The following is a 12,781-nucleotide window of genomic DNA, read 5'->3' as shown; positions in this document are numbered from 1 at the left end:
AAAGGCGCATTACAAAATAACTATTGTCCAAAATTCGCCAAATTGTTGGTTATTTCTTCTGGGGATGTAACACATAATATCAAATTTGTTTCAGAATAAAACCGGTTAGTGGGCGACTGTGCCTGCTAACCGGTTTTGAGTTGTCTGTTCTAGTAAATACTAACGGTTATTTCAAATTTAATTTGCTTGCGGCGCCTTCGTCTAAGATCACAGTCACGTTGCCATGATTTTGAAGATAGCTCGCTGGTAGATCAGGCGTTACGGGGCCCTCGATCATCGCCTTAACAGCATCAGCCTTTTCCTCACCGTATGCTTCTAAGAGGATCTGGTGGCTCTTCATGATGGATGCAATGCCCATTGAGTAAGCATAACGTGGCACTTCATCCGCGTTGTCAAAGAACCGTGCGTTGGCTTGAATGGTTGATTCAGTTAATTCAACCTTGTGCGTCCCCAACTTAGGATCGGTTCCTGGTTCGTTAAACCCAATGTGGCCGTTTTGACCTAACCCTAAAATTTGCAGGTCGATCGGGTTATCGTAACGCGCCATCTCATCAGCCGCATCTGCATTAAGACCATTTGGCACGTATGAGTGTGCAAATGGCTTTTGATCAAAGAGGTGGTGCTGCATGAAGTAATGATAGGATTGCGCATGATCAGGCGCAAGACCGACGTACTCGTCCAGGTTAACGGAAGTCATCTGACTAAAGTCCAGATCACTAGCAACGAGTGCATCATAGGTGGTAATTGGGGTACTACCGGTCGCTAAGCCGTATACCGTGGCGCCTTGATCATACGCCGCCTTAAAAATTTGGTAGCCGCGTTGGCCACCCTCCTGCCGATCCTTCACTACGATTACGTTCATTTTCATTGCTGTTGATTCTGTCATTTAATCGCCACTCTTTTTGTTGGTATAGTCCAATAATAACCTGTCTAGACCGATATTGCAAGTCAAATGGCTCAACTCATTTCAAGAAGGGTCAAAAATCGCACAAAAAAGGCCGCTACTTCGGTCGGCGACTTGGTTTCCGACGAATGCCACGGCGATTTGCTGCTAAATCATTCTGCTGGTCCTTAAACTTTTCCCACGTTGCTTCGCGTTTCGAAGCAGCGTCCTTACTGGTGCTGCGTTTTTTTGTATATTTCATTATTTTCTTCCTCTCTGCTGAATCAACTGATTCATCTCAAGCGCGATTCTATCACGAAAATGCACAAACGTCTATTTTTATGCCCACGCTGCATTAGATTCCCTGGTCACAGAACTCTGCGCTGCGCTGTCGACCATGGCCACAATGGTCGTATTCTTTTAATACTGAGCGAAAGTCCGTTGCATGCCGCAATTTGGCACTCCGCTGTGATGGCTCGCGATGAAGCTAATTCAATTTCTGCTAAGACATTCAATCCCCGCCTCAGCCTGCAGGGCCGAGCGGTGGAACGAAGCGATATAATAGCGCTATTTAAATCAACGAAAGCCCGTCATTACAATATTAAGCAACGCAATTTCACTGGTCAGATTGCTTTTTCGCGCCAAAAAAGGCCGCTATCACGCGATAGCGGCCTCACTTGTTAACCAAATTATTCAACAGTAACTGACTTAGCCAAGTTACGTGGCTTATCAACATCTAAGCCCTTGTTCAGGCTGGTGTAGTAAGCCAGTAACTGGGTTGGCACAACGCTCAACAGCGGTGTCAACAACTCGTCAACGTCTGGCAAGATGATGTCATCGTCAGGCTTGGCTAAACTTTCCGTGGTGATGGTGATGATCTGGCACACGGGCCATGGTCTCTTGCAGGTTCGAACGCGTCAGTCCAGCGGTCTTGGCCTGTGTGATGATGCCAATCACTGGGGTCCCGTCTTCGATCAAAGCAATGGTTCCGTGCTTTAATTCGCCTGAAGCAAAGCCTTCAGCTTGGACGTATGAAATTTCCTTGAGCTTCAATGCGGCTTCAAGTGAAACGCTCCAGTCGAGGCTCCGGCCGATGTAAAAGGCGTTTGGTGTGTTCAAGAAGTACTTCTTGGCCATGTCTTCAAGCTTTGACTTCGCGTCAACGATAGCTTGGATGCCAGTGGCAACAAGGCCAAGTTGCTGACGGATGTTAAACCGTTGCGCAACGATCTGGTTATCTGATTCGCCAAGGGCCTTAGCCAAAATAGCTTCAACGGCGATCTGAGCGGTGTAGGCCTTGGTTGAGGCAACAGCAATTTCTGGGCCAGCATGCAGCAACAACGTGTACGTTGCTTCACGTGAAAGCGTTGAGTTTTGGACGTTGGTGATGGTCAGACTTTCGTAGCCAGCTGCGTTCACGTTGACCAAAACTTCACGACTATCAGCCGTTTCACCACTCTGTGACAAGAAGATAAAGAATGGCTTCTTGGACAAGATCGGTTGTTCATAAGCAAATTCTGAAGAAATGTGCACTTCAGTTGGCGTTTGGGTCAGGTTTTCAAACAACCGAGCACCCACTAACCCTGCATGGTAACTGGTACCGGCACCCACGATGTAGATCCGGTCAGCTTGCTTCATTGAGTTCAACAACTTTTCGTTCACAACCGGTTCGCCAGTCTCAGAAAGGTAGACCTGGGCCAGTTTGCGCATCACGTTAGGTTGTTCGTCAATTTCCTTTAACATATAGAAGGGATACGTACCCTTGTCTGTTTCGCTGGCGTCCATGTCAACATGGAACGTCTTACGTTCAACGGGCTTGCCGTCCTTGTCTTCGATCTTCACTTCGTTTGGCTTGATGGTGACCACTTCGCCGTCCAGCAATTCCAAAAAGTCATGGGTTTCACGCAACATTGCGGAAGCGTCTGAGCAAACGACATTGAAGCCGTCACCAACACCGACGAGTAAGGGACTCTTGTTCTTAGCAACGTACAACGTTTCAGGGTCTTCGCGATCCATTAACAGGAAGGCGTATGAGGACCCCTTCAGCACAGTTAACGCCTTAACAAACGCATCGTGCGCGTTCAACTTGTCTTCAACAGCGAACTTATCGATCAGTTGAACAACAACTTCAGTATCCGTTTGGCTCGTAAACGAAACGTCGCTTAAGTAGTCACTCCGAATTTCCTGGAAGTTATCGATCACGCCATTGTGAACCAAGTAGAAGCGGTCATCTTGGGAAACTTGTGGGTGGGCGTTGGCAACACTAACACCACCGTGGGTTGCCCAACGGGTATGACCGATTCCAGTAGACCCGTGAACTTCGGGACCGACTTCGCGCTTTAAATCAGCGATCCGGCCCTTTTCCTTCACAAGGTAATCCTGGCCGTCCTGGTCATTGACATAAATACCAGCAGAATCATAACCACGATATTCAAGTTTCTGTAACCCTTCCAACAGGATCTTTACTGCATTGTCACTACCTGTGACACCAACAATTCCACACATAAGCTTTCATCCTCGTATTTTTCATTTATTTTTAATTGGTATAGACTTACTTATCAAGACTGTATCTTGATAACACGTATACTCTACAGTCTTTACGTCAGGTTGTCAACACATTGTATCGCCAAGTGGTATAGGATGAAAATAGACCATCTGCCAGAACACCAGTAAAAAAGCGGTTTTCAGGCTGTAGAACCTGAAACCGCTTCTTTCATTTTCATTACTCTTCAACGCCGACTTCTTTTTTCACAACGGCAGCGATCCGGTTCACGTAACCAGCAACCGCTTCCTTGGTTGGGGCTTCAGCCATCACACGCAAAAGCGGTTCAGTTCCGCTAGGACGGACAAGAACGCGGCCGTCGCCAGCCATTTCCTTTTCCACCGTGTCGATGATGCCCTTGATCTCAGGATTGTTAAGGGCGGCCTTCTTATCAGCAACCTTCACGTTCACGAGTTTTTGCGGGTAATCCTGAACATCGGCGGCCAGTTCAGACAGTGGCTTGCCCGTTTCCTTAAGGATGTGCAGCAATTGTAAACTGGTCAGCATCCCGTCACCAGTAGTGTTAAAGTCCAAGAAAACGATATGGCCGGATTGTTCGCCACCAAGGTTGTACCCGTCAGCAACCATCTTTTCGACAACGTAGCGGTCACCAACTTGGGTCTTCACACTCGTCATGCCATGGGCTTCCATGGCTTTATACATGCCAAGATTACTCATGACCGTGGTGACAATGGTATCCTTTTTCAAACGGCCGTGTTCGGACATGTATTTGCCACAGATGTACATGATCTTGTCACCGTTAACAATATCGCCGTTTTCATCAACTGCAATACAGCGATCACCATCACCATCGAAGGCCAAGCCAATTTGCGCACCCTTTTCAACCACGAATTTTTGCAGTTGTTCCGGATGTGTTGAGCCAACCTGATCATTGATGTTCAGGCCGTTTGGTGTAGTTGCGATGGTGTCAAAGTCAGCCGCAAGGTCCGCGTATAACCGAGAAACCAGGTTACTGGTTGCACCATTAGCGGAGTCAACAGCAATGTGCATGCCAGATAAATCATCAGAGATGGTTTGTTCTAGGAATTGAATGTATTTTTGACTACCTTCCTGGTAGTCTTCAACGGTGCCCAAGCCTTCAGCAGCCGGACGTGGCAGGGTATCGGTCTCCTTGTCTAACAGACTTTCGATTTCTTCTTCTAATGAATCAGAAAGCTTATACCCGTCTGCCCCGAAAAACTTAATGCCGTTGTCGGCCACTGGGTTATGTGACGCGGTGATCATCACCCCAGCATCAGCTCCCTGTGTCCGAACCAAGTATGCGACAGCGGGCGTTGAGATGACGCCCAACCGCAGTACTTCGATCCCGACTGAAAGCAATCCAGCCACCAATGATTCTTCTAACATTTGGCCGGAGATCCGAGTGTCGTGTGCAACCAGAACCTGGGCCTGCTGCTTACCCTCAGCGTGTTCCGTTAAAACGTAACCGCCGGCACGACCCAAACGAAACGCTAATTCCGGGGTCAGTTCTTGGTTTGCGATGCCACGCACACCGTCAGTTCCAAAGTATTTCATGTTATCAATTCCTCATTTCTCGTAATTAATCTGCTTGTTTTGTTGTGATCGACACTTTCACACTCGTTGGATTGACACCCGTCACACCATTGGCGTCCGGGTCCAAGCTCACGGTCTTCGTGGTCGACTTCTTAATGTCACTCACGTCAATATCAGCCTCAAAACTGGAAATGTCTGCCAGTTTTGATTTCGAACCAAACACGCGAACCGAACTCGTACTGCTCTTGATCGAGTAGGTGTAGTCACTGCTGCCATTTTTGACTTTAAAACTGATCGGCACCTTCTTTGAATTCTGCTTTGACGTTATTGGCAGGTTGACCTGCGTTGTTGACGGCGTCAAGATCACGTTCACCGTCCGTCCTTGCTTATCCAGTGCTTCGATCACAGCCTGACTGTTGACCGTGGATTTCGCATTTTGCTTCAAATCGACCTGAGCAACAACCTTGTTAATGCGGTCAATTTCACTCTCCGCACCAGTCGCCTTGACGCTGGTCACATCAGAAGTTGCCTTACCAGCTTCATAGTTGTCCGCGATCCGCGTCTTGTCATAGTTGACCGTCACTGGGAAGGTCACCGTCTGACGTTTTTGAATATTCACTTTGATCTTGGCCGGGTCGATCCGGTAAGTCAGATCTCGGTTTAAGCCTTCCTGTTGAAGGGCCACGGTATGTTCACCGGTGGACAGCTTCGTCAGGTTAGCCATGACCCGGAAATTTTGCGTGTTCGAAGTGGCCGTTACCAAAGCGGCAGGCCCACTAAGGTGCACCTTTACCTTTTCGGGATAACCGGTCACAAAATACTTATCTGAGTTCACATTCAACCGCAACTGAACGGAGATCGTTTTGTGCTCGTTAGTCGTTAATGTCGTGCTATCATTGCTGCTGTCTGTCGACTGACTGGTCGTTGTTTTGGTACTGTTCACGTATAAAAATAAACAGATCGCCAAAAATAGCGAGATCAGCCGGTACAGCCATCGACTATTCAAGAAAGCTTTCATTTTTGATTACCTCCTCTAAACCGCTCGTCGATCCAATCTAAAACGGCCGTGTAGGCATTGCGCTTTTCCGGCTCCTGGTCTTGATCAGTTCGTTACGGAAGAATTTCAGGTAATCATTTTGGTCCATATTACGCAATAATTCATTGTTCTTAGTAATGGAGACCTCACCTGTTTCTTCAGAGATCACCACCGTTAAGGCATCCGTCACTTCAGAGATCCCAACCGCTGCCCGATGACGCGTCCCCAATTCTTTAGGAATCAGGTTGCTTTCTGACAACGGCAGGTACGCTGCAGCCACCGCAATTTTATTATCCCGAATAATGACCGCCCCATCGTGCAGCGGCGTGTTAGGAATAAAAATGTTGATCAGCAATTCACCGGTGATCTCCGCGTTCAGCTCGATCCCCGTTTCAATGTAGTCTTCCAACCCAGTATCCATCTGAATGGTGATCAGCGCCCCGATCCGTCGTTTCGACATGTACTGAATGGCTTTATCCAGTGCTCGATCATCTTGTTTTCAGCCTCGTTCATTTGGCGATTACGCACAAACACGGAGCCGCGACCAATATGTTCCAGTCCCCGACGAATTTCCGGTTGGAAAATAATAATTAGGGCAATGACACCCCAATTGATCACCTGGTCCATCAACCAGGATACCGTCGTGAAGCCCACATACACGCTCACAATTTTGATCAAGACAATAAAAATGATACCACGAAGCAGTTGAATCGCTTTGGTACCGCGCAACAGCATGATCAGTTCGTAGAAGACAAACCACACAACCAGGATATCGAGTAAGTTAACGATCGTGTGCCACGTCAATAAGTTACTCCAATCAAGGTTCATATTTTCCCTCCAAAAATCTATTCGGCTATCATTATAACACGCCGACTGCCCGTTTTTAGTCCCGTTTGCCAACTGGTTCTTAGCAATTTATAAATATCGGTCTAATTGCGGTGTTATTCGCCTTTTAATCTGGTACTATTTATATAAAGTCTGCAAAACAATAGGGGGTGACAAGATGCGAACACAGGCCAAATGGCAGATCCGAATTTTCTTTGTGCTTTGGCTCCTCTTTCTTTGGGCCTTCGTCAAAGCCCCCTTTACCTTTCTCATTTTAAATACGTTTTTAGGGTACATTCCGATTGAAATTTCTTTTCATATCAAAACAACCTTTCCAAAACATGGGCTATTCTTTTGGGCACTGGTGATCCTATGGCTGCTGTTTTATCCAAATGCCCCCTACCTGCTCACTGACCTGTTTCACCTGTCGCTCTTAAACCCGTACACATACGATGGGCTGTTGAGAGCCTCCTTGCACATCTGGATCTACTTTACAGTTGAATTGATCAGCGTGCTCTTCTGCGTCTTTCTGGGCTTTTGGAGCCTCAACTATGTCGCAGAAACAATTACAGAACGGTACTTTAAGCGCGCGCGGTGGCTGGAGATTATCTTAGTGTTGATTTTGACCTTCCTCTCCTCCGTTGGGATCTACGCTGGCCGATTTCTGCGCATCCACACGATCTACCTCTTTATTTCACCGGACCTCATCATGCACCGTCTCCTCGGAATGTGGACCGAACCGATGCTTGAATTCGTTGGGTTGATGACCGTTATTCAATTGCTGGCCTATTGGTTGTCACATTTGGTTTATCACCAGCATGTTGGTGTGAGTCAACACGATGATGGGAAATCGGGATAACCGGTTGTGATTGCGTTTTAATTTTCATATTTTTTATAAAAACACTCCGCTGAGGTTTGGATTCAAATCTCAGCGGAGTGTTTTTTTGAAATTTTTAATTTGTGAACCCAAAGAATTTGGATTGCTGGCTTGTGAGTGCTTGAGGCGACGTGCATTTCACTTCCCTAGTGGAAACGCGTTCCGCAAGGCGCTATTCTTCGTCTTCCCCCATCATCAACACATTCTCTGAGTAATTAATATACTGGCGTAACCGCCCAGCCATTTGCCAGGTAATGTTGCCAGCTTCTAACAGCGTCTGCACACCGCTTCTTTGGGCGCCCAGACCGACGATTCGCAGCTTGTTGACCTGCGTTGCATAGGCTTCTCTCGAGAAACTATCATCAGACTTAGCCCGCTCAATGCGATTTCGGTAGAAGACAACCAGATGATAAATGGCTTGTTTATCCAACTCCGCCGTTGCCACATCCTCGCGACCCAAGTATTTAGATAACGATTTGATGGCTGCCTTCGCGCTTTCGCGGTCGATCAGCTGACGCTCGTTTTCGACCTTTGGATTACGTTGATGACGCGCCAACTGGATGATCCGGTGCACGGTGTGTTTCAACCACAGCCACCAGCTATGAATAATCAACGTCAGCGATGCCTGATCCGCCTGATTGAGCCGGCGCTGGCTGCGTGCTAACCGCTTCATCGCAAGCTGATAGCCGGTCTTTGAGATCTGATGATGCTCAAACAACCGCTCAATTGCCTGCCGTTCACCGGTTAAACAAACCCGCCGCAACGCCACTTCGTCATTGGCAACGCGCTGAATGGCACCATCATCTTTACTTTTGGCCTCCATTCGGCGGATCATGAACTGGTAATCCAGGATCAGATCATACGCCGCTCGTTGATTTTCTTGACGCCGGTGCTCTTCAATGGCGTTGATGGCCAACCGCATGATGTAGATTCGAGACTGGTCGTCCGTCAACCGTGGTGCTTTGGGTACGTCAGAATCCTCGTCCTCATCCGTATCCACAAGGTCATCCGCATCCATGTCACTCAGGCTTGCCCGGGTCTGCAACGGCTGCGCATCATCAGGCGAAACCAGCGGCAAGGTGATGACGGCCACGACCAGACTGATAATGATCACCCCGGCAGAAATGAACAGTGCAAGAGACCGTTGTGGAAAGGCCGCACCACTTGCGGTGACAAGTGGTAACGACAGCACACCGGCCATCGTCACTGCCCCCCGGACACCTGATAACCCAGCCAAAAGCGAAATTCGAAAACTCGCCTTCTCCGTTTTTTTCCGCCACTGTGCGACCAGTTGATAGATGTAGATCCAAACGACCCGGATCACCAGTAGGACGACCCATGCGCCAAAGGCATAAGCCACCGCCTGCCACGTTTTAAACTGCGCATTTTTAATGATGTGACTCGTCGCTGTTGGCAACTCGTCTCCCAAGATGACAAACACGATCCCGTTTAACAGATACACAATGATATCCCAGGTCTTTTCCGTCACCAAGTGCAGTTCAGGCAAGTCCTCAATCAGATGATTATTGCGCGTGTGGGAAATAATACCTGCTGTTACGGCAGCGATGACCCCCGACGCATGAAAAACGTCTTCGGCGATAAAGTAGATCACAAATGGTGTCATGATTTGTAATACCGTGTTAAAAATCACATCGTTAATGCCCTGTCGCCGCAACACGTCGCGCATAAACTGAATTAACAGCATCAGCACGGCTCCGACGATCAACCCGACGATACTGATGTAAAAGAAATCACCGGTGGCCTGGCTCAGTGAAAAGACGCCCGTCACAGTGGCCGCTACCGCGTACTTAAATGCGATCAGCCGGATGCATCGTTGATCAGACTTTCACCGCTGACCAGGTGCAAAATATTTTCTGGTAAATGCACTCGTTTTGCAATCGACTGCACAGCCACAGGATCCGTTGGCGATAGGATGGCTGCCACCGCAAAACCGACTGTTAACGGCATTTTAGGTACCATTAGATAGATTAAAAAGCCGCCCAACAGCGTCGTCAAAAATACCAAAAAAATGGCGTTAGCAAAGATCGGTCCCCGCAACTTCCAGAGTTCGCGCTTCGGGAACCGCCGCCCATCATTAAATAGCAGCGGGGCAATGAATAATAATAGGAACCAATCAGTGTCCAGCGGGATCTCGATTTGCCAAAATAGTGCCATAACGAGACCCAACCCGATTTGAATCAGGCTAACTGGAATGAAGGTAAGATAGTGGCTAATGATGTTGGATGCTAGGACTAATACAACAAGTAAGATAACAGCTTCAACAATTGGCAACTAAGGACCCCCTCTTTTCGTTAGTCTTCCTTTACAGATTCCCCAATAATGCGCACTTCAGTTTCTAGATGGACGTTGAATTTTTCAAACACAACGGTTTGCACATGGTGAATCACGTTCAAATAGTCCGTTGCGGTTGCGTGGTCAACGTTCACGATGAAGCCCGCGTGTTTCATTGAAACCTGCGCGCCGCCGATTTGATGGCCTTGTAAGCCGGCATCGTGAATCAGCTTACCGGCAAAGTACCCAGTCGGCCGTTTAAATACACTGCCGCACGATGGCAGATCAAGTGGTTGTCTGGCAGCCCGACGTGCGTTCAGATCATCCATTTTCGCCTGGATCTCCTGGCCGTCTCCTGGTTGCAGCAGATACGTTGCGGAGAGCACAACGTCGTTTTCATCTTGCACGCGGCTATGACGGTAGCCGAAGTTCAAATCGTCGCGCGTGATCGTTTTGATCTCACCTTGACGCGTCAAGACCAGCACGCTATCGGCAACGTCACTGGTCTCGCCGCCATAGGCCCCGGCGTTCATGAAAATGGCGCCGCCAACGCTGCCAGGAATCCCCGCTGCAAACTCCAAGCCCGACAAACTGGCTGCTTGTGCCCGCTTGGTGACTTCAATCATCGACACACCAGCATCGGCAATCACTTGATGACCAGAAACCTTAATGGTGGCCATCCGTGTCAAAATCATCACCAGACCGCGAATCCCACCGTCTCGGACAATCAGATTACTAGCATTGCCAATGACTGTCACGGGCACGTCATTGGCGTTTGCGACCGTCATCAGGGCCTGGACCTCATCAGCTGAGGCTGGAAAGGCCAACAGATCTGCTGGTCCTCCTGTTTTAGTATTTGTATATTTTGAAAGTGGTTCATCTGTTAAAATCGTGACGTTTGGAAACTGTGTTATAAAATTCACCGTCATTACTCTTGTTCCTTTCGTTTCAGACATCAAATTACATAAGTCCATTTTACCATGACTCGGAATCTGGTGGGCGCTCGTTGACCCCGTGTTCAAAAAATTTTGCTATACTGAGGATGAATGACTTTAGTTGAGAAAGGATGACCACCATGAAATTTATTTCCTGGAACGTCAACGGATTACGTGCCGTCGTTAAAAAGGACTTCACAACGACTTTCACTGATCTGGACGCGGATTTTTTCTGTATTCAAGAAACCAAGATGCAAGCGGGCCAGCTCGACCTCGAGTTGCCTGGTTACGAGCAGTACTATAACTACGCGGAACGAAAGGGGTATTCGGGGACGGCCATTTTCACAAAGCATCACCCGCTCGCCGTCACCTATGATATTGGCGTCCCCGAGTATGACCACGAAGGCCGGGTGATCACCCTTGAATACCCCGACTTCTATCTCGTTACCTGCTACACACCAAATTCCGGTTCCGGATTGAAACGCTTGGACTTCCGAATGAGTTGGGAGGACGTTTTTCAGGACTATCTCGATAAGTTAAACATATCAAAGCCGGTTATTTTATGCGGCGATTTAAACGTTGCTCACGAAGAGATCGATCTAAAGAACCCTAAAACCAACCATAAAAATGCCGGGTTTACCGATGACGAGCGTGAAAAATTCACGGCCCTGCTTGGTCGCGGCTACACGGATACCTTCCGTTACTTTAATCCAGACGCTACTGAACAATATTCTTGGTGGAGCTACCGGTTCCATGCCCGCGATAACAACGCGGGTTGGCGCATTGATTATTTTGTGACCAGCAATTCAATTCAAAAGAACCTAGAAACCTCCGAAATTCGAAACGATGTTTTCGGGTCCGACCACTGCCCCGTGGAACTTGTCACAACCGGCCTTAACGTGTAAACTAGCTGATACATCATCGAATTAAATTGGAGGTGACGCTTTGAATTTTGTTGCAATGGACTTTGAAACCGCCAGTGGCAAACGCTACTCAGCCTGCTCACTAGCGCTGACAATTGTCCGAAACAACCAGGTCGAAGACGAATTCTATACGCTGATCAATCCGCAGACACCATTTTTCTGGCGCAACATCCAGATTCATGGGATCCATGAAGAAGACGTGGCCGACGCACCGACCTTTGCCGAAGTGTGGCCCCACATTAAATCCTTCTTCACACCGGACCAGTTAGTCATTGCCCATAACGCGCAGTTTGATAACGGCGTATTGAAACAGACTCTGAATCATCACGGCATTATCGCCCCACGCTACCTGACGTTAGACACGGTCAAAACCAGTCGGAAATTCTATCCTTCCTTACCGAATCATAAACTAAACACCGTTTGTGATTCGCTGGGAATCGATCTGGAACATCACCATAACGCACTTGATGACAGCTTGGCCTGCGCTAACATTTTGCTTTATGAGAGTCAGGCGTTTGGTCAACAGGCGATTAAACCGTTTGTTTCAGCACTTTAAGCAGTCTTGTTTTGAGTGCTGACCTGCTGTTTTAAATAACGTTTTTTGTGGTAAAAAGCACCTATGCGACAAACTCGAGTGAGCGTGTGTTGCGTAGGTGCTTTTTCTTTTATTGTTTGGTTTAGTGCTTTCTAGGCATCCGTGCCGTAACGCGTTTCGCAAGGGGGCTTTCCACTGTTAGGTGATAGTCCGTTGCATTCCGCAATTTGGCACTCCGTGTAGTGGAAAGACCCTCCGCAAGGCAAGGGGCTAACGTGTAAAGGACTTTGACCAAAAAGTCAGACCCGGACATTCATCGTTCAATGCTTTCGAGGCATCCGTGCCGTAACGCGTTCCGCAAGGCAAGGGGCTACTGTGTAACGGACGCTGGTCTAAAAGTCAGGCCCGGACTTTTAGA

Annotated in this window: 8 protein-coding genes and 3 pseudogenes; 3 read left to right on the top strand and 8 right to left on the bottom strand. The window is 48.1% G+C overall.

The window, feature by feature from the left end:
• Positions 1–166: 166 nt before the first annotated feature.
• The 6 genes and pseudogenes from JCM11969_RS12040 to cdaA all read right to left on the bottom strand — a co-directional run bounded on the left by JCM11969_RS12040 (position 167) and on the right by cdaA (position 6,804).
• Positions 167–862 carry a glucosamine-6-phosphate deaminase gene (locus tag JCM11969_RS12040; protein ID WP_054711583.1) on the bottom strand — a complete coding sequence of 232 codons (696 nt, stop codon included), beginning with the start codon at positions 860–862 and terminating at the stop codon, positions 167–169.
• A 139-nt stretch (positions 863–1,001) separates the two neighbouring features.
• Positions 1,002–1,145 (bottom strand): hypothetical protein, encoded by a 144-nt coding sequence (locus JCM11969_RS18235; protein ID WP_169790384.1) that lies wholly within the window; start codon positions 1,143–1,145, stop codon positions 1,002–1,004.
• Positions 1,146–1,572: 427 nt separating this feature from the next.
• Positions 1,573–3,388 (bottom strand): annotated as a pseudogene (gene glmS, locus JCM11969_RS12035) (glutamine--fructose-6-phosphate transaminase (isomerizing)).
• A gap of 217 nt (positions 3,389–3,605) precedes the next feature.
• Complete coding sequence (gene glmM / locus JCM11969_RS12030) at positions 3,606–4,961, bottom strand: phosphoglucosamine mutase (protein WP_054711565.1); 1,356 nt, start codon at positions 4,959–4,961, stop codon at positions 3,606–3,608.
• A gap of 25 nt (positions 4,962–4,986) precedes the next feature.
• On the bottom strand, positions 4,987–5,958 hold the full coding sequence (locus JCM11969_RS12025; protein WP_054711563.1) for a CdaR family protein: 972 nt from the start codon (positions 5,956–5,958) through the stop codon (positions 4,987–4,989).
• Positions 5,955–6,804: pseudogene (gene cdaA, locus JCM11969_RS12020) on the bottom strand (diadenylate cyclase CdaA). The gene JCM11969_RS12025 and the pseudogene cdaA overlap by 4 nt, the downstream one beginning before the upstream one ends.
• A gap of 175 nt (positions 6,805–6,979) precedes the next feature.
• On the opposite strand from cdaA, the gene JCM11969_RS12015 reads away from it, so the two are divergent.
• Positions 6,980–7,660 carry a DUF1361 domain-containing protein gene (locus JCM11969_RS12015; protein WP_054711561.1) on the top strand — a complete coding sequence of 227 codons (681 nt, stop codon included), beginning with the start codon at positions 6,980–6,982 and terminating at the stop codon, positions 7,658–7,660.
• A 190-nt stretch (positions 7,661–7,850) separates the two neighbouring features.
• On the opposite strand, the pseudogene JCM11969_RS12010 reads toward JCM11969_RS12015, so the two are convergent.
• Together JCM11969_RS12010 and murB are read right to left on the bottom strand one after the other, a co-directional pair.
• Positions 7,851–9,970: pseudogene (locus tag JCM11969_RS12010) on the bottom strand (cation:proton antiporter).
• A gap of 20 nt (positions 9,971–9,990) precedes the next feature.
• Positions 9,991–10,899 carry a UDP-N-acetylmuramate dehydrogenase gene (murB, locus tag JCM11969_RS12005; protein WP_054711559.1) on the bottom strand — a complete coding sequence of 303 codons (909 nt, stop codon included), beginning with the start codon at positions 10,897–10,899 and terminating at the stop codon, positions 9,991–9,993.
• Positions 10,900–11,045: 146 nt separating this feature from the next.
• On the opposite strand from murB, the gene JCM11969_RS12000 reads away from it, so the two are divergent.
• Together JCM11969_RS12000 and JCM11969_RS11995 are read left to right on the top strand one after the other, a co-directional pair.
• A complete protein-coding gene (locus JCM11969_RS12000) occupies positions 11,046–11,810 on the top strand; it encodes an exodeoxyribonuclease III (protein ID WP_054711557.1) in 765 nt (254 codons plus the stop codon).
• A 40-nt stretch (positions 11,811–11,850) separates the two neighbouring features.
• Positions 11,851–12,384 carry a 3'-5' exonuclease gene (locus tag JCM11969_RS11995; RefSeq protein WP_054711555.1) on the top strand — a complete coding sequence of 178 codons (534 nt, stop codon included), beginning with the start codon at positions 11,851–11,853 and terminating at the stop codon, positions 12,382–12,384.
• The last annotated feature ends 397 nt before the right edge of the window (positions 12,385–12,781 follow it).

Origin of the sequence: Secundilactobacillus paracollinoides DSM 15502 = JCM 11969 (genome assembly GCF_001311135.1) — a bacterium.
GTDB lineage: Bacteria > Bacillota > Bacilli > Lactobacillales > Lactobacillaceae > Secundilactobacillus > Secundilactobacillus paracollinoides.
Note: the sequence above shows the minus strand (reverse complement) of the source record. Positions and strands in the feature narration are given on the sequence as shown.